The following is a 20496-nucleotide window of genomic DNA, read 5'->3' as shown; positions in this document are numbered from 1 at the left end:
CCCGCAGCGCCTGCTGTCATTTCCCCGTCACATAATCTCTTTAGGCTCATCTCACCAATAAGTCCCAAAGAGGATAGTACCGTCATGAACATTCCAGCTTTTACCGGCGGGAATGCGCCACCGCGCATTGCTTCTCCCCCCGCTATCGCCATCCATCAGGTGTCCCATTTTTTCGGGAGCAACCGGGTACTCAATCACGTCAATCTTTCGGTGCCTTCAGGCACGATCCTCGCCCTCCTCGGCCCTTCGGGTTGCGGCAAAAGCACGCTGCTGAAAATGCTCGCCGGTTTATTGCATCCCGCCTCCGGCCAGATCTGTTTTGACGGCAACGTCGTTGCCAGCGGAACGTTCAGTCTGCCGCCGGAACAACGCAATCTCGGCATGGCTTTTCAGGATTACGCACTGTGGCCGCACATGAGCGTCGGGCAAAACGTCGCGTTTCCGCTGCAAATGCGCGGTATTCGCGGCGCAGCCCGCCACGAGAAAGTGATGGCCGCGCTGGATCGGGTCGGCCTGGCCGATTTCGCCTCCCGTCGTCCTGCCGAGCTTTCCGGCGGGCAGCAACAGCGTGTGGCACTGGCGCGGGCGATTGTCGCTGAGCCGCGGATTTTGCTGTTCGACGAACCGCTGTCCAATCTTGATCGCGACCTGCGCGAAAGCCTGTGCGAAGAGATGGCAACGCTGCTGCGCCAGCTCGGCACCACGGCGGTGTATGTCACCCACGATCATCACGAAGCCCGCGCCCTGGCTCACCGGATCGCACGCATGGATCAGGGCGCTATCGCCAGCATTGACCTGAATGACGCCTCCGTCGTTTCCCCTTTTGTTGCTTAACCTCTGATGGAATTACACACATGAATCGCACACGATTTTCCGGAACCAAAACAGGCGTAATCACCGCAATGACTCTTTCTCTCGCAATGGCAGCAGGCAGCGCGCAGGCGCTGACCCTCTATACCGCCGGGCCGGGTTCGCTGGCTAAAAAACTGGCGGCAGGCTATGAAAAACAGACCGGCGTGAAAGTCGATGTTTTTCAGGCAACTACCGGTAAAGTGATGGCACGACTGGAAGCCGAACAGGCCAATCCGCGCGCTGACGTCCTGATTTCCGCCTCGTGGGACACCGCGACCGATCTCGAACAGCGCGGCTGGCTGCTGGAATACCAGAGCCCGAACGCAGAACAGGTGCCGGCGCAGTTTAAAACGCCGTATTACGTCGCGCAGGGCATTTCCGCGCTGGGCATTGTGTGGAACACCAAAAGCGGCACCCCGGAACCGAAAGACTGGGGCGACCTGACTAAACCGGAGTTCAAAGACAAAGTCACCACGCCGGATCCCTCTCTTTCCGGCGCCTCGCTGGATTTGCTGATCGGGTTACAAAATGCCCACGCTCAGCAGGCATGGCAATTATTTGATGACCTGAAAGCCAACGGCATGATTATCGCCGGGCCGAACGCGCAGGCGCTGACGCCGGTGTTACAGGGCGCGAAAGCGGCAGTGTTCGGCGCGGTGGATTACGTTTCCTACGCCAGCATGCAGGACGGCGAATCGGTCAAAGTGATTTTCCCCGCCAGCGGCACCGTGATTGCCCCGCGCCCGATGATGATCCTCAAATCCAGCCAGCAACAAAAAGACGCCAAAGCTTTCATCGATTATGCCCTCTCGCCGGAAGGCCAGAAGCTGGTGGCGGATGCCTGGCTGATGCCGGCGCGCACGGACATCGACGCCAAACGTCCGTTGTTCAAATCCCTGAAGCTGTTGCCGGAAGATCCGCAGGCTTCTGCCTCACGTAAAGACGTTCTCGATCGTTTCGCAAAACTGTTCGCCCAGCCATAACGCCCGCCGGGCTGCGTTGCCGCAGGTTGCGCAGCCCGTTTCTGAGAAACAAATCATGAATAAGAACGCTTTTTTACCGGGCGTGACCGGCCTTGCGCTGCTGTTGCTGGTCGCTATACCGGTGAGTTTTGTGGTGCTACAGGCGGTTTTTCCGCATCTGGACACCAGCAGCTATCATGCACCTTTCAGCGCATTTCGCCGCGTTTTCGCCGAACCTCAGCTCTCAGGGCTTATCGGTACAACCTTACAGGTCGGGCTCGGCGTGGCGTTATGCAGTGGGCTTATCGGTATTCCGCTCGGCGCCCTGCGCGGATTATTCCGGCTGCCGTGCGCCGGGCTGTGGGATGTGCTGTTTCTGGTGCCTTTTTTACTGCCGCCTTACATCGCCGCGCTGTCGTGGATGCTGGCGTTGCAGACCAACGGTTATGTGCAGCAACTGCTGCCGTGGCTGCATCTGAATGATTTCCTGTTTTCCCTGCCGGGGATGATCGTGGTGATGACGCTGAATATCTTTCCGGTGGTCTATTTCGCTGTCTCACGCAGCATGGCCGCCAGCGGCAGTCGCCTGGCCGATGTGGCGCGGATCCACGGCGCGGGCCCGTGGCGGGCATTCTGGCGGATCACGTTACCGATGGCCTTACCGGCGATGGCGTCCAGCCTGTTGCTGGCATTCACGCTGTCAATTGAAGAGTACGGCGTGCCCGGCGCACTCGGTTCACGCAGCGGCATTCTGATGCTGACCACCGGCATCGAGCAGCGCCTGGCCGACTGGCCGATCGATTTGCCCGGTGCGGCAGTGCTTTCACTGGTGCTGGTGGCGATGGCGCTGTGTGCTTACAGCGTCCAGCGCGCGGTGCTGGCAGGTAAAAATGTGGAAAGTATGACCGGCAAACCGGCAGACCTGACGCAAAAATCCCTGGCTGGCCGGACGATCCCGGTGATGATTTTGTTTTCACTGGTGGCGCTGATTGCCGTCGCGCTGCCGCTGCTTTCGATGCTGGCGACCGCATTTTCCGGCACACTGTCAGGCGGCCTTGCGCTTTCGAATCTGACCCTGCGGCATTTCAGCGCGCTGTTTGCTGCGCACGGTGACGCGATCGGGGCGCTCTCTACCAGCCTCAGTCTGGCGGCGGGCACGGCGCTGATCGCCGGGCTGACCGGGTTTCTGGCATCCTGGCTGGTGGTGGTACGGAAAATTCGCGGTGCGGCGTGGATCGACGGGCTCTCTTTGCTGCCCGCTGCGCTGCCGGGCATTGTGGTCGGCGTCGGGTTGATTCTGGCGTGGAACCGCAGTTTCTGGCCGGTGACGCCTTACAACACCTGGGGGATTTTGCTGCTGGCCTATTGCTGTTTGCTGCTGCCGTATCCGGTGCGTTACGTCAGCGCAGCGCTGAAACAGATTGGCGGAAATCTCGATGCGGCCGCGCGGGTGCATGGTGCCACGGCGGCACAGACCTTACGGCTGATCCTGCTGCCGCTGGTGTTTCCAAGCCTGCTGGCGGCGATGATGATGGTGTTTGCCGTCGCTTCACGTGAACTGGTGACCTCCCTGCTGCTCTCCCCGGCGGGCGTACAAACGGTGTCGGTGTTTGTCTGGCGGCAGTTTGAGCAAGGTTCGGTGGGCGACGGAATGGCGATGGCGTCCGTGGCGGTGTTACTGAGCCTGACGCTGATGTTAGCGGCGTTCAGGCTACAGCAACGGCAGGCGGCTTAACTTTCCCGCTGAGGTTGCGGGTGCGGGCGGTCGCCGGAAGGGATCAGTAAACCGGCGGCGACCGCCAGTACCGAAATCACCGCCGAGACCACAAACACCCAGTGCAAAGAGGCCGCAACGCTTTCGGTTATAGCACTGAGCTGACCGGCTTCCATCGCGCCACGCGTGGCTTTCTCCATCAGTTGCTGTACCGGATCGCTCACCTCAGGCAAACGGTATTGCAGATTAAGATTGAGCGTTGCGCCCAGCAACGCCGTGCCGATGGCCGACCCGAGCATGCGGGTAAACAATGTGGATGCCGTGGCAATTCCCCGAATCTCTGGCCCGACGCTGTTTTGCACCGAAACGATAAACGTGGTGTTACACAATCCCATGCCCGCACCGATGGAGAACGCCGCCAGACGCGCAACCCACAGGCCGGACGTCGGTGAAAGTAACAACAGCGCCAGACTGCCGCCCACCAGCAAAATTCCGCCGATGACCGCCGTGGCACGGTATGACGTCGCTTGCATCAGCCGGCTGCTTAACATACTCGCCAGCGGCCAGCCAATGGACATCAGCGCCAGCGTGGTGCCCGCCTGTAACGGCGTGCCGCCAAGCACGCCCTGCACGTAAGTCGGCAGAAACGCGCTGATCCCCATCATGGTCGCGCCGATAATCAGGCCACCGACGTTACCGGCGATGATCACTTTGCTCTGCCACAACGCCAGCGGAAACAGCGGCTCCGGCGTTTTGCGCTCCTGACGAATCAGCAACAGCGCGCTGCACACGGCCAGCCCAATCAGCCCCAGCGCCCAATATCCCAGCACTTCGGCCTGCAGCAGCGCCAGCAGCAACGCCGCCACCGAGAGGGTCAGATAACCGGTACCGGCCAGATCCAGCTGGTGCTGTTTACGCTGACCGTCCGGCGGCAGGTATTTGATTAAAATCCCCATCGCCACAAGACCGATCGGTACGTTGACCCAAAACACTACCGCCCAGTGGAAATGCGACACAATAAACGCGCCCATCAGCGGCCCGACGATGGCCGAAACACCCCACACGCTGGAAAGATACCCCTGCGCTTTCGCCCTTTCCTGCGGGCCATAGACGTTGGCGATAAGCGTGGTCGCAATCGGCGTTATCGCCCCGGCGCCCAGCCCCTGCAACGCACGAAAACCGATCATCCAGCCAAGGGATGGTGCAAAGCCACAGAGAACGGAGCCGATTAAAAACAGCGTGGTGCCAATGAAAAACATTTTCCGGCAGCCGTACAAATCGGCCAGCCTGCCGTACACCGGCACAGTGATCGCCTGGGTCAGCAGATAGACGGCAAACACCCAGCCAAGCAGGGAGAAACCGCCCAGATCGCCAATGATGGTCGGCATCGCGGTCGCGACAATCGTCACTTCCACCGCTGCCATAAACATCGACAACATACAGGCGATGAGGATCAACGGTCGGTGGGCATTTTTAACGACAGGATCGTGCGCAGATTGTGTTTCTGAGGTGTGAGTGACGGCCATGTTCTCTTTTTTCTTCAGATTGATGCGTTAATGCTAATCCCGAATTATAGACAAAAAAACGGCTCCGGGTCAGAGAGACGGAGCCGGTTAATTGATGAGCAGATTTTACAACGCTGACGTCAGGCGCGGGTCAGGGTTTTCAGATCAAAGCTTGAGAGGTCGATAAACTTCGCCATATCGCGGCTTTCTGCGCGGGGTAAATAGGGAATTTCACCCAGCAGCGGTGCTGAAATATTGGCGGTCAGCGCATCGATAGTCTGCTGATAATGTGCAAGGCATGGGTTAATTCGATTCGCCACCCACCCTAACAACGGTAAACCGTCGGCAATAATAGCCTGCGCGGTTAATAGCGCGTGGCTGACACACCCTTCCTGAATACCGACCACTAACACCACCGGCATATTTTGCTGGCGCACCCAGTCGGAATATAAAAGATGCGGAGTAATCAACGTTCTCCAGCCATCACATCCTTCAACAATCACCGAATCAGCCTCTTCCCGCATAAAATTGAGGCCGCTGGTCATTATTTCAAACACATTCTCAGGTATTTCACTGGCATAAATATCTTCATCAGTTAATGCCAGAGGCGTTATTTTTTTGAAAGGATAAGCAATAGAAGATGACTGCTGGAGAGTTACCGCATCTTTATTTCGAACCCCGTCGGCCAACTCCTGGCTGCCTGTTGCAATAGGTTTATAGCCCAGAACGCAGCGATCCTGCGCGGCTAAGGCCTGAAGCAAGGCACGTGTGACAATGGTTTTACCTACACGGGCATCCGTACCCGTGACGAAAAAGTGCGTTAACATGGAATTCAGGCTCCGGGATCTCTCCGTCTTATTGAAAGATAATCTCCGGTAAAAAACACCGCCAGAGACAAAGTAACGACGGAAAGTCTAGGCGATGCGAGATGCGAGCGGTTTGCGTTAGCGCAATGTTTTGTTGACCAGCGAACGAAAGCTTATTCTGATTTATTTTAAATCAGACAGTAACGTTATAAAAAAACTCAGCCTTGCAGAAGCTTAATCAGTAATGATCCGCTGTAGAGCGCGTCTTTAACTAATGCCGCGCCAGGCATTGTTCCCTGATTATAAAATTGCGTGGACTCAAGTTTGATATTTTCGCTATATGCAGGAAGTGATTGCTGCTGAATACAGGACATTATCGCCGGATGCAGAATATCCTGAGATAAATTAAGCGGTGAGCCGATGAGCACTTTTTCCGGATTGAACAGATTGACCATGATCGCCAGCATCCGGCCTACGCTCTGACCGACGCCGATAATGACATCGCGCGCCAGCTGATCGCCCCGGTTCGCGGCGTCGCAGACGGCTTCAATGGTCAGCGACACGCCGTGCAGCAGGCTGGCAGGCGCGGATGCCGTCAGACGCTGGCGCACCAGTTCGAGAATGCTGTCGGTGCTTGCCACCGTTTCCAGACACCCGTGATTGCCGCAGTAACAACGTTTACCGTAAGGATCGACCTGCGTGTGACCGATTTCCACCACGCTGCTGCTGCCCGCATGCAGTACGCGCCCGCTGGTGATCACCCCCGCGCCGACGTTGTGATCGATAACAATCTGCACCACGTTTTTGCAGCCGCGTGATGCGCCGTATAATGCTTCCGCCAGCGTCCAGGCGCTGATGTCATGTTGTACGAAAACCGGCAAACCGGTGTGTGTGCTGAGCGTATCGCCCAGCGGCATATCGAACACGTCATGGTAAAACGGCATACGGTGCACAATGCCGCGCCGCGCATCGATCATGCCCGGTAAGGTGATGGCGATAGCGGTAAGGCGTTCGAGTTTGCGCTGGTGACGGATGAAGAACTGGTCGATTTCGGCGATGATGCGTTGCATCAGCGGCTGCGGGGCCTGCTCGGGCAGCGGCAGCACCTCTTCCACCACCAGTTTACTGCTCAGATCGCGCAGCCCCAGGGTGATCGACCCCAGGCTGATGCGTGCGGAAAGATAATGCCAGGCCTGAGTATCCAGGGCTAAACCGATGGCGGGACGCCCGCGGCTGCCGGGATCCTGAAATTCCGTTTCCAGCACCAGATGCGCCTGAATCAGTTCACGGACAATTTTGGTGATACTGGCGGGTGCCAGCTGGGCTTTTTTGGAAAGCTCAATGCGCGAAATAGGACCAAACTGATCGATCAGGCGATACACAGCACCGACGTTGGTTTGTTTGATTTGATCAATATGGCCGGGCTGCCCATCGGGGATCACTCAAGGAACTCCTGTTATTTTCGCGCTTCAAAATAAAGATTAGAGGCTATGGTGGGGTTTTTGCTATATGTCGTCAACTATTTGATTCGTTATGTGATTCGGTGCACATATTGCGTGAAAACACGTTCGGAATTGACTGGAAATACAGCAGATTTTGTCATAGGTCAGAGCCCGTCCTCCGCCATCATCATTGCCATAAACGCCGTCGCCGACGCCGTCATGGGCCGTTCGGCGTGATTCACCAGCCACAGTTGCGTGGTGCCTTCCATTTTTCCAAAGCGTAAATAGCGCACGCCCTCGACCTGAATACGCAAATACGAGGCCGGTAAAATCGAGACGCCCAGCCCCGCCGCCACCAGCCCGATAATGGTCAGCGGTTCGCCGACCTCCTGCGTGATATAAGGCGTGATCCCCTGCGTTTTCAGCTGCACCAGAATGTCGTCATACAGTGACGTCCCCACGTCTTTAGAGAAAAACACGAAGGGCTGATCGGCAAGATGCTGAAACGTCAGTTCGCCTGCGGGAAGATCGTTGAGCGGATGGTCTTTGTGCACCACGGCAATCAGCGGCTCCGACCACACCTGCTGATGCGCCAGCTGCGGCGGCAATTCGCCGTTGCGCATGATCCCCAGATCGAGTTTTCCTTCCAGAAGCGGTTCGATCTGCTGTTTGCTGTTGAGCTGCTCAATGCGGATATTCACCGCGGGATAGGTCAGGCGAAAAAGGTGCAAGGTACGGGAAACACGCTGGAGAAAAGGCGCTGATGAGGTCAGCCCGAGGGTCAGATTGCCCGCCTCGCCGCGATGAATACGCGCCGCCTGTTCCGAGGCTTCCTCCACGCGCTGTAAAATCTGCCGCGCTTCCGGCAGGAAAGCGGCACCCGCCTGTGTCAGCCGCACCGTGCGGTTGCTGCGATAAAACAGCGCCGCGCCCACATGGGCCTCCAGTGCCTGAATTTGCTGGCTCAGCGGCGGCTGCGAAATGTGTAAACGCTCCGCCGCGCGGCCGAAATGCAACTCATCAGCGACGGCAATAAAGTAACGCAGGTGGCGCAGTTCAATGTGGCTCATGGCGCGGGTCTGACTCCGATTGATATTTTAAACATATCGTTTCAGCGAAATTAATATATTAGACAATATAAAGCCGACTGTTAAAATTTTCATACATTTTCAAATAGTTTTTATTATCACCCTGGTTAAGGACTCTCAGTGAAAACCACCCGGCGGAATGCCGCTGCACCCTCCCGCGATTCAGTGAATGACGACGAACTCAATCCGGACATGCCCGTCGTCCGCTCCGGCCTTAAAACACCTTTCATTAAACGTGGCACACCGCAATTCATCCGCGTCACCCTCGCCCTGTTTTCGGCGGGTCTGGCGACCTTTGCGCTGCTCTACTGCGTTCAGCCCATATTGCCGGTGCTGTCCCATGATTTCGGCGTGTCGCCGGCAACCAGCAGCCTGTCGCTGTCGTTGTCTACCGGTCTGATGGCCATCGGTCTGCTGTTCACCGGGCCGGTTTCTGACGCCGTCGGGCGCAAATCTGTGATGGTGGTGGCGCTGCTGCTGGCGGCGGGCTGCACGCTGGTCTGTTCGGTGATGCAAAGCTGGGACGGCATTCTGATGATGCGCGCCCTGATTGGCCTGTCGCTCAGCGGCGTGGCTGCGGTGGCGATGACCTATCTGAGCGAGGAAATTCACCCGAGCGTGGTGGCGTTCTCGATGGGGTTATACATCAGCGGGAACTCCATTGGTGGCATGAGCGGGCGTCTGGTCAGCGGCGTACTGACGGATTTCTTCTCCTGGCGCATCGCCATTGCGGTGGTCGGTGTCTTCGCGCTGGCGGCGGCAGTCATGTTCTGGCGAATTCTCCCGCCGTCTAAGCACTTTCGAGCCAGTTCGCTGAAACCGCGCAAGCTGCTGATCAACTTTAAATTGCACTGGCGCGACAGCGGTTTGCCGCTGCTGTTTATCGAAGGTTTTCTGCTGATGGGCAGCTTCGTGACCATGTTTAACTATATCGGTTATCGCCTGCTCGGCACGCCTTACAACATGAGTCAGGCCATTGTCGGGATTTTATCGGTGGTGTACCTGATGGGCACCTACAGCTCCCCCAAAGCGGGCGTGCTGACCGGTGTTTATGGCCGTGGGCCGGTGCTTATCGGTGCCACCGGCATCATGCTGCTGGGCATTGTGATCACCGCGTTTTCACCGGTCTGGCTGATTTTCATCGGCATGATCCTGGTCACCGGCGGGTTCTTCGCCGCGCACTCGGTCGCCAGCGGCTGGATCGGACGCCGTGCGCGCCGCGCCAAAGGCCAGGCTTCCTCACTGTACCTGTTCTGCTATTACGCCGGGTCAAGCGTCGCCGGTACGCTCGGGGGATTCTTCTGGCACGCCTACGGCTGGTACGGGATCACCGGGTTCATCAGTTTGATGCTGATAGCTGGCCTGGGGGTTGGGGTGAAACTGATGCGGTTATCTGAGAATTGACGCGCACTTGCGCAAATGATAATTATTATCATGTAAATTCACTTTGCCAGGCAGGTTTTTATGACACCGAACACGGATTCCGCCGCCACATGTTGCATTGTCGGCGGCGGCCCCGCGGGCTTAATGCTGGGGTATTTGCTGGCGCGCAAGGGCATCGATGTGACGGTGCTGGAAAAACACCGTGATTTTTTACGCGATTTTCGCGGCGACACCATCCATCCTTCCACCCTCGACATTATCTGGCAGCTCGGCTTTCTCGACGAGTTTCTGAAACTTCCGCACCAGCGGGCTGAAAAACTTTACGGCGAGATCGACGGCAAGGAAACCACGCTGGCGGATTTCAGCCATCTGCCGACACAATGCAAATTCATCGCGTTTATGCCGCAGTGGGATTTTCTTAATTTTATCGCCGGTAAAGCCGCCCTGCTGCCGAATTTCCGATTGATCCATCACGCACAGGTGTTGTCGTTGCAGGAAGAGAAAGGCCAGGTAACGGGCGTGATTGCCAGCGTGGCGGGCGAAACACAGACCTTCAACGCCGATCTGGTGGTGGGCTGCGACGGGCGCAATTCAATTGTGCGCGAACAGGCCGGTATGGAAATTCGCCGTTATGGCGCGCCGCGCGACGTGCTGTGGCTTAAAATCAACAAGCGCCCGGACGATCCGCAGTGGTCAATGGGCCACCGCGGTCCGAAGAAAAACTTCATCATGATCGACCGGGGTGATTACTGGCAGTGTGGCTATTCCATCCCGAAAGACAGCCTCGACGCGCTCAAAGCGCAAGGGATCCCGCCATTCCTCGATCTGCTGGCCGGGGTATCGCCTTTCGAACGCGCACGCCTGGCCGAGGATATTCTCAGCTGGGACGACGTGCGTCTGCTGGTGATCCGCATCGACCGTCTGAAGGCGTGGGCGAAACCGGGGCTGCTGTGCATCGGCGATGCGGCTCATGCCATGTCACCTATCGGCGGCGTCGGCGTGAATCTGGCGATTCAGGATGCGGTAGCGACCGCAAATATCATCACTGAACCTTTGAAAGCCGGACGCCTGACGCTCAGGCATTTAAAGCGCATCCAGCGCCGCCGCGCGTTTCCGACATGGGCGACGCAGTCGCTACAAATTATGATCAGCCGTGCGGGGCAAAAAAAACGCACCAAACCTCCCTCCCGGATGGAGGCGTGGCTGCGCGGGCGCAAATTTATCCCGTTCTTGTTTGGGCGCCTGATTGGCGTGGGGTTTTATCGGGAAATCCCGAAGCTTTGATTTTGGGTTGGCCGCCCAAACGGGTCTTGAGGTCAAAGTCGTGGGTTGCCACCCACACGGGCCTTAAGAGGCGCCTATCGCCGCGCCTCTTAAGAATCTCCGGCTCTTTTACTGCGCGCTACCGCTTGCTGGCTATGTTTCAGTTACCACGGCGTAAGGCTGGAAATCTTGCCGCTGCGCGGTACCTTCGTTTCGGGATTGCAGCCTCTGGTCTGCAACCTCTCACTCAGCAAGATTTCTGAATCGCCCGCACGATCTTAAATTCAAACCCCATTCCCATTGGCTTTTCAAATCAAAATCAGTGAGGTTGTGAAGTAAAAGCCTGAGGCCGGTTCCAAAATTCCGCCGGAGACAAGATTTCTGAATCGCCCGCACGATCTTAAATTCAAAACCCATTCCCGTTGGCTTTTCAAATCAAAATCAGTGAGGTTGTGAAGTAAAAGCCTGAGGCCGGTTCCAAAATTCCGCTGGAGGCAAGATTTCTGAATCGCCCGCACGATCTTAAATTCAAAACCCATTCCCATTGGCTTTTCAAATCAAAATCAGTGAGGTTGTGAAGTAAAAGCCTGAGGCCGGTTCCAAAATTCCGCCGGAGGAGAGGCGCAAAACCGCGCGTCTTTTTGCGCGGGTTGTAGCCCGAACGAAGGGCACCGCGAAGCGGCGGGATTTTGCGGCTATCGCTGCGGCATCTGAAACATAGCCCGCGAGCGGAGCGCGCAGTAAAAGAGCCCGGGGGGTCTTGGGGGGCGGCGGCGATATGCCGCCCCCCAAGTCGGTGTGGGCCGACGCCCACGGTTTTGACCTTAAGGCCCGTGTGGGTGGCAACCCACGACCTTGACGTTGAAGTTGACGTTAAAACGAGTTTTAAACCCCCTCTTATTCCCCGCTAAACATCACATATTTTGATATTCCCCTGTTTTTCATCACCCATAATTGATAAGCGTCATGACGCCCGGTGCGCTATTTCGGCACAGTGCCCGCCTTTCATTTGGATCCATATTGACTCTCGGGGATACAACATTATGTGGGAATTACTGATCGGGCTGGTGGTTGCCGTGTTTGTCGGGCGGTACATCATTAAAGGCTATTCGCCCACCGGCGTGCTGATGGTCGGCGGCCTTTTGCTGCTGGTGATAAGCGTGTTAATGGGCCACAGCGTGCTGCCCGAAGGGGCGAAAAGCACCGGCTGGAACACCACGGATATCGTGGAATACGTCAAAATTCTGCTGATGAGCCGCGGTGGCGATCTCGGGATGATGATCATGATGCTGTGCGGTTTCGCCGCCTACATGACGCACATCGGCGCGAACGACGTGGTCGTGCGGCTGGCGTCGCGTCCGCTGAAAATGATCAACTCCCCTTATATTCTGATGGTGGCGGCCTACATTCTGGCGTGCCTGATGTCGCTGGCCGTCTCCTCGGCAACCGGGCTGGGCGTGCTGCTGATGGCCACCCTGTTCCCGATCATGGTCAACGTCGGCATCAGCCGTGGTGCAGCAGCGGCGATTTGTGCCTCCCCTGCGGCCATCATTCTTTCACCGACCTCCGGTGACGTGGTGCTGGCCGCGCAGGCGGCGAACATGCCGCTGGTGGATTTTGCATTTAAAGCCACCCTGCCGATTTCTGTGGCCGCCATCGTGGCGATGGCCGTTGCCCATTTCTTCTGGCAGCGTTACCTCGATAAACGTGAAACCCCCGAAACGGTGGATGCCCTGGATTCCAATAAAGAAGATGTGGTGGAAACCAATGCGCCCGCGTTCTACGCCATTCTGCCCTTCACGCCCATTATCGGCGTGCTGATTTTTGACGGTAAATGGGGACCGGGGCTGCACATTATTACCATTCTGGTGATCTGCATGTTGCTGACTGCGTTGATTGAAACCGTACGTAACCGCAGCGGGAAAATCGTGTTCGCCGGTCTGGACGTTGCCTATCGCGGCATGGCCGATGCCTTCGCCAACGTGGTGATGCTGCTGGTCGCGGCAGGTGTCTTCGCGCAGGGGCTGAGCACCGTCGGCTTCATCAGCAGCCTGATCGGTCTGGCGCAAAACTTCGGTTCCGGCAGCCTGCTCATGATGCTGGTTCTGGTGGTGATCACCGTGCTGGCTGCCATGACCACCGGCTCCGGTAACGCCTCTTTCTATGCATTTGTGGAACTTATTCCGAAACTGGCGGCGAAAATGGGCATCAACCCGGAATATCTGGTGATCCCGATGCTGCAGGCCTCAAACCTCGGGCGCACCATTTCGCCGGTGTCAGGCGTGATCGTCGCCGTCGCCGGTATGGCAAAAATCTCCCCGTTCGAAGTGGTCAAACGCACCTCCGTGCCCGTGCTGGTCGGCCTGATTGTGGTGATCGTCGCCACTGAAATTCTGGTGCCGGTGCATTAAACCTTCCCCATTTTATTACCTGAAGCCTTCATGCTGAATCAAGGCGGCAACCGGGTCAGCCCCGTGAGCATACAAAAGTATGTGACCGGGGCGCGCCAAGGGGCCAACGCGGAGATGGCGTGAAGGATTAAGGTATTGATCACATAAATACGATATCGGCTACCGCTAACTCAGGTTAAGCTACTGCGCCTTGAAGGTCGGGGAAGACTCTCCGTGCTGACTGGGTGAAAAAACCCGCGTAATAAAGGTTTTTTATGTCGAATAATCCGGGCTATAAACGTATTGGTGGGTGGTTACTGGCACCGATGGCGTATCTGATTGTGACGTTGTTAAGCGTGGCATTAATGCTGGCATTGTTTTCCATGGCATTATTTATGCCGGAATCGCGGGATTACTTACTCACCAATTCGCAGGCATTTACCCTGCAATGGTATTTTTCCGTAGTGACCACATTAGCGATGGGGGTATTTACCGTCGCCGTGTTGTGGCAATTCTGCAAGCGTGCCAAAGCCTTGCCGAAAATGTATATTATCTGGTTACTGTGCACCGTGTTGCTGGCCGTAAAAGCCTTTGCATTCTCGCCGGTTACCGATGATCTGGCCGTGCGTAACTTATTGTTACCTTTATTGGCTGCCGCGGTGTTTGTGCCTTATTTCAAACGCTCTCTGCGGGTTAAAGAAACCTTCACGGAATAACCCTGAAGTTTTAATGTTTATTATGTCCGGGCAATTGTCATGACCTCTTATTTATTACTGTTTGTCGGCACCATGCTGGTAAATAACTTCGTTCTGGTGAAGTTTCTTGGGCTGTGCCCTTTTATGGGCGTCTCTAAGAAACTGGAATCGGCTATCGGCATGGGGCTGGCGACCACGTTCGTTATCACCCTGTCCAATATCTGCTCATGGATGGTCAACACCTTCATCCTGATGCCGCTGGAGCTGGTTTATCTGCGCACGATGGCGTTCATTCTGGTCATCGCCGTGGTCGTGCAGTTCACCGAAATGGTGGTGCGTAAAACCAGCCCGTCGCTGTATCGCCTGCTCGGCATCTTCCTGCCGCTCATTACCACTAACTGCGCCGTGCTCGGCGTGGCGCTGCTGAACATTAACCAGCAGCTGAACTTCATGCAGTCTGCGCTGTACGGCTTCGCCGCATCGCTCGGCTTCTCGCTGGTCATGGTGCTGTTCGCCGCTATCCGTGAACGCCTGGTGGTGGCTGACGTCCCGGCGCCGTTCAAAGGTTCTTCCATTGCGCTGGTCACCGCCGGTCTGATGTCGCTGGCCTTTATGGGCTTCACGGGTCTGGTGAAATTCTAATGTTTGAATTATGGGTAGCGATTGGCGCGCTGACCGCTCTGGCGCTGGTTTTTGGCCTGCTGCTGGGTTACGCCTCGCGTCGTTTTGCCGTGGAAGGCAACCCGGTTGTCGATCAGATTGACGATATTCTGCCGCAAAGCCAGTGCGCGCAATGCGGATATCCCGGCTGTAAGCCTTACGCCGAAGCCGTTGCCAACGGTGACAACATCAATAAATGTGTGCCGGGTGGCGAAGCCGTGATGCTCAAGCTGGCCACGCTGCTTAACGTTGAACCGCAGCCGATGGGCGAAGACGCCGCCGCTGCGGTACCGGTGCGCAGAGTGGCCTACATCGATGAAAGCAACTGCATCGGCTGCACCAAGTGCATTCAGGCCTGCCCGGTGGATGCCATCGTGGGTGCCACCCGCGCCGTGCATACCGTGATCACTGATTTATGTACCGGCTGTGACCTGTGCGTCGCGCCTTGTCCGACGGACTGCATCGAAATGCTGCCGATCAAAACCACCACCGCAAACTGGAAGTGGGATATGCAATCCATTCCGGTTCAGGTCATCCATGCGGAGTAACATGTTTAATCTGTTTGCCGCGCTCAAAAAAGACAAAGTCTGGGACTTCGACGGCGGTATTCATCCGCCGGAAATGAAGACGCAGTCGAGCCACGTTCCGCTGCGCAACGTGCCGTTGCCTGAGCGCTTTATCATCCCTCTTCAGCAACACCTTGGCCCTGAAGGCGAGCTGTGCGTCAGTGCGGGCGACCGCGTATTAAAAGGTCAGCCGCTGACGACAGGCCGTGGCCGTACCGTGCCCGTGCATTCGCCAACGTCAGGCGTGATCACGGCCATCGAACCGCACATCACCGCGCACCCTTCCGGCCTGAAAGAACTCTGCGTGCTGATTGAAGCCGACGGGCAGGACACCTGGTGCGCGCGCGAACTGATTGCCGATTACCGCCAGCTTTCTGCCGATGAGCTGAATCAGCGCATCAGCCAGGCCGGTATCGCCGGGTTGGGCGGCGCAGGCTTCCCGACCGCCAGCAAGCTGGCAGGCGGCCTGACTTCCACCCGCACGCTGATCCTCAACGCGGCCGAATGTGAACCCTACATCACTGCCGATGACCGGCTGATGCAGGAACACGCGACGGAGATCCTGCAGGGCACGCGCATTTTGTGCCACATGCTGCATCCGGAGCGCGTGCTGATTGGCATCGAAGACAACAAACCTGAAGCCATTGCGGCGTTCAAAGCGGCGATCGGCGCGGATATTACCGACGGCGTGCGTTTCGAACTGCGCGTGGTGCCGACCAAATACCCTTCCGGCGGCGCTAAACAGCTGACCAAAATTCTGACCGGCCTCGAAGTGCCGAAAGGCCATCACTCGTCGTCCATCGGCGTGCTGATGCAAAACGTCGGCACGGTGTATGCCATCAAACGCGCCATCATCGACGGCGAACCGCTGATCGAACGCGTGGTGACGCTGACCGGTGAAGCGATGGCGAAACCGGGCAACGTCTGGGCGCGTCTGGGAACACCGGTGGCGCACCTGATGCAGGAAGGCGGATTGCAGCCTCAGGGCGACAAAAAGATGGTGATCATGGGCGGCCCGCTGATGGGCTTTACCCTGCCGTCGCTTGACGTGCCTGTGGTAAAAATTTCCAACTGCCTGCTGGCACCGTCTGAATCCGAACTGGGTCAGCAGGAACCGGAAGAAGCCTGTATCCGTTGCAGCCTGTGCGCGGAGGCCTGCCCTGCCGGTTTGTTGCCGCAACAGCTTTACTGGTTCAGCAAAGGTGAAGAGCACGAGAAAGCCCGCAATCACAATTTGTTTGATTGCATCGAGTGCGGCGCGTGCGCCTATGTTTGCCCGAGCAACATTCCGCTGGTGCAGTATTACCGTCAGGAAAAGGCCGAAATCCGCGCTATTGATGCCGAAACCGCCCGTGCCACCGAAGCCAAAGCGCGTTTCGAAGCCAAACAGGCGCGCATGGAACGCGAGAAGTTAGCGCGTGAAGAGAAACACCAGAAAGCCGCCGTGAAGCTCAGTGAAACGCCGGTGCAAGACGCGCCAGCCGAAGAGAAACCGGTGGCTGAAACGCCGGACGTCGATCCGCGCCAGGCCGCACTGGCGGCGGCGATTGCCCGCGCCAAAGCGAAAAAAGCCGCCGCGCAGCAAGACATCCCCGTGGCCTCAGAACCGGTGCCTGAAACGCCACCGGCTGCCGAAGACGACCGTAAAGCCGCCGTGGCCGCCGCCATCGCCCGTGTCAAAGCCAAAAAAGCCGGCAACGGCGTGGTAGTCGAAGCAAAGGACAGTGAGCTGAACGTTGCGCCTGCCGCCGATGCGGATGCAGATCGCAAAGCCGCTGTGGCCGCCGCCATTGCCCGCGTCAAAGCGAAAAAAGCCGCTGCCGCACAGCCTGCCGGTGAAACAACCGGTGAGGAACACGTGGCAACGGCACCGGCTGAACTCACCGCTGACGACAAACGCAAAGCCGCTGTCGCCGCCGCGATTGCCCGTGCCAAAGCGAAAAAAGCCGCCGCGCAGAGTGATTTACAAGACGACGCACCATCAGAAAAAGACCCATCACAACAAGAAAGCGATCCACGTAAAGCCGCCGTGGCTGCTGCGATCGCCCGAGTTAAGGCCCGCAAAGCCGCTCAGACCATGTCGAACGAGGAATAGATGGCCTTCAGGATCGCAAGTTCACCTTTTACGCATAACCGCCAGAGCACCAGCACCATCATGATGATGGTGATCCTGGCCTGTGTTCCCGGCCTGATCGCTCAGGTCTGGTTTTTTGGTTACGGCACACTGGTTCAGCTGACGCTGGCCATCATGATTGCTCTGCTGGCAGAAGGCGCGGTGCTGCAACTGCGCAAACAACCGGTGAAAAAACGTCTGGGCGATAACAGCGCCCTGCTGACGGCGGTGTTGCTGGGCATCAGCCTGCCGCCGCTCGGGCCGTGGTGGATGGTGGTGCTCGGCACCATATTCGCCATCATTATCGCCAAACAGTTGTACGGCGGGCTGGGACAGAATCCGTTTAACCCGGCGATGGTCGGCTACGTGGTGCTGCTGATTTCGTTCCCGGTCCAGATGACCACCTGGTTACCGCCGGACGTGCTGCAACATCATCACGTCGGTTTTACCGACACGCTGCTGACCATTTTCACCGGTCACAACAGTCAGGATCTGACCGCCTATCAGCTGAACATGAATGTCGATGGCGTGACGCAAGCCACTCCGCTGGATGCGTTTAAAACCGGGCTGCGCTCAGGACATTCGGCAGAACAGATCCTTGCCACCCCGCTGTTTGGCGGTTCGCTGGCCGGTCTTGGCTGGCAGTGGATTAATCTCGGATTTCTGGCCGGTGGCCTGTATCTGATGTGGCGTAAAATTATCAGCTGGCACATTCCGGTGGCTATGCTCGGCATGCTGACATTCTGTGCGGCGATTGCCTGGGGACTGGCTCCGGAGAGCTACTCGTCGCCGCTGGTGGGGTTGTTCTCCGGCGCGACCATGCTCGGTGCCTTCTTCATCGCCACCGACCCGGTCACCGCTTCCACCACGCCGAAAGGTCGTCTGGTGTTCGGTGCCCTCATCGGCTTACTGATTTGGCTTATCCGCACCTATGGCGGCTATCCCGACGGCGTGGCCTTTGCCGTTCTGCTGGCAAATATCACCGTGCCATTGATTGATCACTACACGCAACCGCGTGTCTACGGGCATCGCTGAGGAAGAATTATGTTAGCGACAATGCGACGCCACGGCCTGATTCTGGCATTTTTTGGCGCACTGATGACCGGTATGACCGCCATCGTTAACCTGCTGACCAAACCGACCATTGAGCATCAGGCGCTGCTACAGCAGAAAACCCTGTTCGATCAGGTTATTCCTGCCAGTGTGTACGATAACAACCTTCAGGATGAATGTTACAACGTCACAGATGAGTCACTGGGCACCGCCACCCCGCACCGGATGTATCTGGCGCGCAAAGGCGGAGAACCGGTGGCTGCCGTGGTGGAAACCACCGCGCCTGACGGCTATTCCGGTGCGATTCAGTTACTGGTGGCGGCGGATTTCAACGGCAAAGTTTACGGCTCCCGCGTGCTTGAACAGCATGAAACGCCGGGGCTGGGCGACAAAATTGAAGTGCGTATTTCTGACTGGATCAAGCATTTCGCCAATCAGACCGTCAATGGCGCCAGCGATGAGCGCTGGGCGGTGAAGAAAGACGGCGGTATGTTTGATCAGTTCACCGGCGCGACCATCACCCCGCGCGCCGTGGTGCGTTCCGTGAAACGGACTGCATTATTTATCGGGACGGTACCGTCTCAGCTCTCCCAACTTACCCCTTGCGGAGCCCGTGATGAGTGAAGCCAAAAAGATAATCGTTCAGGGTCTGTGGACCAATAACTCCTCGCTGGTTCAGCTGTTGGGCCTTTGCCCGCTGCTGGCCGTGACCTCCACTGCCACCAATGCGCTCGGTTTAGGCCTGGCGACCACGCTGGTGCTGACCTGCACCAACGGCATGATTTCCGCGTTCCGTAAGTGGATCCCGGATGAAATCCGTATTCCGATTTACGTACTGATTATCGCCTCGGTGGTAAGCACCGTAGAGATGCTGATCAACGCCTACGCGTTCGGGCTGTATCAGGCGCTGGGGATTTTCATTCCGCTTATCGTCACCAACTGTATTGTGGTGGGGCGTGCGGAAGCCTGCGCGGCGAACAGTCCGGTACATCTGGCGGCGCTGGATGGCGCAATGACCGGGCTGGGAGCCACCTGCGCGATGTTCGTGCTCGGCTCGATGCGTGAAATTCTCGGCAGCGGCGTGCTGTTTAACGGCGCGGATCTGCTGCTCGGCCCCTGGGCCAAAGTGCTGCGTATCGAAGTTATCCACCTTGATAACCCGTTCCTGCTCGCCATGCTGCCGCCGGGCGCCTTTATCGGCCTTGGCCTGCTGCTTGCCGGGAAATACCTGATCGACCAGCGCATGAAAGCGCGTAAAGCGGTGCAACATGTTGCCGCTGAAGAAACCCTGCCAAAAGGAAGTGTGCATGAATAAGGAAAAGCGCGTCGCGATCCTCAGCCGTTTGCGGGACAACAACCCGCATCCGACCACCGAGCTGGTGTATACCACCCCGTTCGAGCTGTTGATTTCGGTGTTACTTTCCGCGCAGGCCACGGACGTGAGCGTAAATAAAGCGACGGCCAAACTTTACCCGGTCGCCAACACGCCGGAATCGGTTCTGGCGCTTGGCGTGGACGGCGTGAAGGAATACATCAAAACCATCGGCCTGTTTAATGCCAAAGCGGAAAACGTGATCAAAACCTGCCGCATTTTGCTGGAAAAGCATCAGGGTGAAGTACCGGAAGATCGCGCTGCGCTGGAAGCCTTGCCGGGCGTTGGCCGCAAAACCGCCAACGTCGTGCTCAACACCGCCTTCGGCTGGCCGACCATTGCGGTCGACACGCATATTTACCGCGTCTGCAACCGGACGAAATTCGCGCCGGGTAAAACCGTTGATGACGTGGAAGAGAAACTGCTCAAAGTGGTCCCTGCCGAGTTCAAACTCGACTGCCACCACTGGCTGATCCTGCACGGTCGCTATACCTGCATTGCGCGTAAGCCGCGCTGCGGGTCATGTTTGATCGAGGATTTGTGCGAGAGCAAAGAGAAGGTTTATGCGGAGTGAAAGGGGTTCCCTTTGGATCCCTTTTGATGGCTTTAAAAGCTTTAAATCATTAAAAGCT

The 20496-nt window shown here is 57.2% G+C and carries 18 protein-coding genes; 14 read left to right on the top strand and 4 right to left on the bottom strand.

The features are described from left to right. The first annotated feature begins 84 nt into the window (after positions 1-84). From ABSH60_RS19415 to ABSH60_RS19405, 3 genes are read left to right on the top strand one after another with little or no spacing between them, the layout of a single operon-like run. Positions 85-834 carry an ATP-binding cassette domain-containing protein gene (locus tag ABSH60_RS19415; RefSeq protein ID WP_390975372.1) on the top strand — a complete coding sequence of 250 codons (750 nt, stop codon included), beginning with the start codon at positions 85-87 and terminating at the stop codon, positions 832-834. Between the two features lie 20 nt (positions 835-854). Beyond that, entirely contained in the window at positions 855-1835 is a 981-nt protein-coding gene (locus ABSH60_RS19410) for an ABC transporter substrate-binding protein (protein ID WP_122095412.1), read from the top strand. A 55-nt stretch (positions 1836-1890) separates the two neighbouring features. After that, positions 1891-3549 carry an ABC transporter permease subunit gene (locus ABSH60_RS19405; RefSeq protein WP_390975370.1) on the top strand — a complete coding sequence of 553 codons (1659 nt, stop codon included), beginning with the start codon at positions 1891-1893 and terminating at the stop codon, positions 3547-3549. Here ABSH60_RS19405 and ABSH60_RS19400 read toward each other — a convergent pair. From ABSH60_RS19400 to ABSH60_RS19385, 4 genes are all read right to left on the bottom strand, one after another. Further along, positions 3546-5054 carry an MFS transporter gene (locus ABSH60_RS19400; RefSeq protein WP_390975368.1) on the bottom strand — a complete coding sequence of 503 codons (1509 nt, stop codon included), beginning with the start codon at positions 5052-5054 and terminating at the stop codon, positions 3546-3548. The two genes, ABSH60_RS19405 and ABSH60_RS19400, sit on opposite strands and share 4 nt — an antisense overlap. Positions 5055-5173: 119 nt before the next feature. Next, the gene (bioD, locus tag ABSH60_RS19395; protein WP_056777489.1) at positions 5174-5860 is read right to left on the bottom strand and encodes a dethiobiotin synthase; all 687 of its coding nucleotides are present in this window, start codon (positions 5858-5860) and stop codon (positions 5174-5176) included. Between the two features lie 197 nt (positions 5861-6057). After that, positions 6058-7281 carry an ROK family transcriptional regulator gene (locus ABSH60_RS19390; RefSeq protein ID WP_056777491.1) on the bottom strand — a complete coding sequence of 408 codons (1224 nt, stop codon included), beginning with the start codon at positions 7279-7281 and terminating at the stop codon, positions 6058-6060. Positions 7282-7445: 164 nt separating this feature from the next. Continuing rightward, complete coding sequence (locus ABSH60_RS19385; protein ID WP_390975365.1) at positions 7446-8351, bottom strand: LysR substrate-binding domain-containing protein; 906 nt, start codon at positions 8349-8351, stop codon at positions 7446-7448. 138 nt (positions 8352-8489) lie between these two features. On the opposite strand from ABSH60_RS19385, the gene ABSH60_RS19380 reads away from it, so the two are divergent. The 11 genes from ABSH60_RS19380 to nth all read left to right on the top strand — a co-directional run bounded on the left by ABSH60_RS19380 (position 8490) and on the right by nth (position 20438). After that, a complete protein-coding gene (locus ABSH60_RS19380; protein ID WP_056777497.1) occupies positions 8490-9773 on the top strand; it encodes an MFS transporter in 1284 nt (427 codons plus the stop codon). Between the two features lie 60 nt (positions 9774-9833). Next, entirely contained in the window at positions 9834-11036 is a 1203-nt protein-coding gene (locus ABSH60_RS19375; protein WP_390975361.1) for an FAD-dependent oxidoreductase, read from the top strand. A gap of 1022 nt (positions 11037-12058) precedes the next feature. After that, complete coding sequence (gene dcuC / locus ABSH60_RS19370; RefSeq protein WP_183846874.1) at positions 12059-13426, top strand: anaerobic C4-dicarboxylate transporter DcuC; 1368 nt, start codon at positions 12059-12061, stop codon at positions 13424-13426. Between the two features lie 254 nt (positions 13427-13680). Continuing rightward, on the top strand, positions 13681-14121 hold the full coding sequence (locus ABSH60_RS19365; RefSeq protein ID WP_056780331.1) for a DUF2569 domain-containing protein: 441 nt from the start codon (positions 13681-13683) through the stop codon (positions 14119-14121). Positions 14122-14160: 39 nt separating this feature from the next. After that, positions 14161-14742: an electron transport complex subunit RsxA gene (gene rsxA, locus ABSH60_RS19360; protein WP_056780334.1), complete on the top strand. Its 582-nt coding sequence runs from the start codon at positions 14161-14163 to the stop codon at positions 14740-14742. Continuing rightward, positions 14742-15308 carry an electron transport complex subunit RsxB gene (rsxB, locus tag ABSH60_RS19355; RefSeq protein ID WP_056780337.1) on the top strand — a complete coding sequence of 189 codons (567 nt, stop codon included), beginning with the start codon at positions 14742-14744 and terminating at the stop codon, positions 15306-15308. The genes rsxA and rsxB overlap by 1 nt, the downstream gene beginning before the upstream one ends. Position 15309: 1 nt before the next feature. Beyond that, positions 15310-17421: an electron transport complex subunit RsxC gene (gene rsxC / locus ABSH60_RS19350; protein WP_390975357.1), complete on the top strand. Its 2112-nt coding sequence runs from the start codon at positions 15310-15312 to the stop codon at positions 17419-17421. Next, positions 17422-18474, top strand: coding sequence for an electron transport complex subunit RsxD (rsxD, locus tag ABSH60_RS19345; protein ID WP_056780341.1), 1053 nt, complete (start codon positions 17422-17424; stop codon positions 18472-18474). Between the two features lie 9 nt (positions 18475-18483). After that, positions 18484-19116: an electron transport complex subunit RsxG gene (gene rsxG, locus ABSH60_RS19340; RefSeq protein WP_056780344.1), complete on the top strand. Its 633-nt coding sequence runs from the start codon at positions 18484-18486 to the stop codon at positions 19114-19116. Then, the gene (locus ABSH60_RS19335; RefSeq protein WP_122095420.1) at positions 19109-19807 is read left to right on the top strand and encodes an electron transport complex subunit E; all 699 of its coding nucleotides are present in this window, start codon (positions 19109-19111) and stop codon (positions 19805-19807) included. Before rsxG ends, ABSH60_RS19335 begins: the two co-directional genes overlap by 8 nt. Continuing rightward, entirely contained in the window at positions 19800-20438 is a 639-nt protein-coding gene (nth, locus tag ABSH60_RS19330) for an endonuclease III (protein ID WP_056780350.1), read from the top strand. The genes ABSH60_RS19335 and nth overlap by 8 nt, the downstream gene beginning before the upstream one ends. The last annotated feature ends 58 nt before the right edge of the window (positions 20439-20496 follow it).

It is taken from the genome of Rahnella sp. R3(2024), assembly GCF_042920125.1.
Classification (GTDB): domain Bacteria; phylum Pseudomonadota; class Gammaproteobacteria; order Enterobacterales; family Enterobacteriaceae; genus Rahnella; species Rahnella rivi.
This window is presented reverse-complemented; position numbering and strand designations above follow the sequence as displayed.

Bases quoted from the DNA above. Each gene is read 5' to 3' on its own strand.
- ABSH60_RS19365 (WP_056780331.1), top strand. From the start codon at position 13,681: ATGTCGAATAATCCGGGCTATAAACGTATTGGTGGGTGGTTACTGGCA.
- ABSH60_RS19335 (WP_122095420.1), top strand. From the start codon at position 19,109: ATGAGTGAAGCCAAAAAGATAATCGTTCAGGGTCTGTGGACCAATAAC.
- ABSH60_RS19405 (WP_390975370.1), top strand. From the start codon at position 1,891: ATGAATAAGAACGCTTTTTTACCGGGCGTGACCGGCCTTGCGCTGCTG.
- dcuC (WP_183846874.1), top strand. From the start codon at position 12,059: ATGTGGGAATTACTGATCGGGCTGGTGGTTGCCGTGTTTGTCGGGCGG.
- rsxA (WP_056780334.1), top strand. From the start codon at position 14,161: ATGACCTCTTATTTATTACTGTTTGTCGGCACCATGCTGGTAAATAAC.
- rsxG (WP_056780344.1), top strand. From the start codon at position 18,484: ATGTTAGCGACAATGCGACGCCACGGCCTGATTCTGGCATTTTTTGGC.
- rsxC (WP_390975357.1), top strand. From the start codon at position 15,310: ATGTTTAATCTGTTTGCCGCGCTCAAAAAAGACAAAGTCTGGGACTTC.
- ABSH60_RS19415 (WP_390975372.1), top strand. From the start codon at position 85: ATGAACATTCCAGCTTTTACCGGCGGGAATGCGCCACCGCGCATTGCT.
- ABSH60_RS19400 (WP_390975368.1), bottom strand. From the start codon at position 5,054: ATGGCCGTCACTCACACCTCAGAAACACAATCTGCGCACGATCCTGTC.
- ABSH60_RS19385 (WP_390975365.1), bottom strand. From the start codon at position 8,351: ATGAGCCACATTGAACTGCGCCACCTGCGTTACTTTATTGCCGTCGCT.
- rsxD (WP_056780341.1), top strand. From the start codon at position 17,422: ATGGCCTTCAGGATCGCAAGTTCACCTTTTACGCATAACCGCCAGAGC.
- rsxB (WP_056780337.1), top strand. From the start codon at position 14,742: ATGTTTGAATTATGGGTAGCGATTGGCGCGCTGACCGCTCTGGCGCTG.
- bioD (WP_056777489.1), bottom strand. From the start codon at position 5,860: ATGTTAACGCACTTTTTCGTCACGGGTACGGATGCCCGTGTAGGTAAA.
- ABSH60_RS19375 (WP_390975361.1), top strand. From the start codon at position 9,834: ATGACACCGAACACGGATTCCGCCGCCACATGTTGCATTGTCGGCGGC.
- ABSH60_RS19410 (WP_122095412.1), top strand. From the start codon at position 855: ATGAATCGCACACGATTTTCCGGAACCAAAACAGGCGTAATCACCGCA.
- nth (WP_056780350.1), top strand. From the start codon at position 19,800: ATGAATAAGGAAAAGCGCGTCGCGATCCTCAGCCGTTTGCGGGACAAC.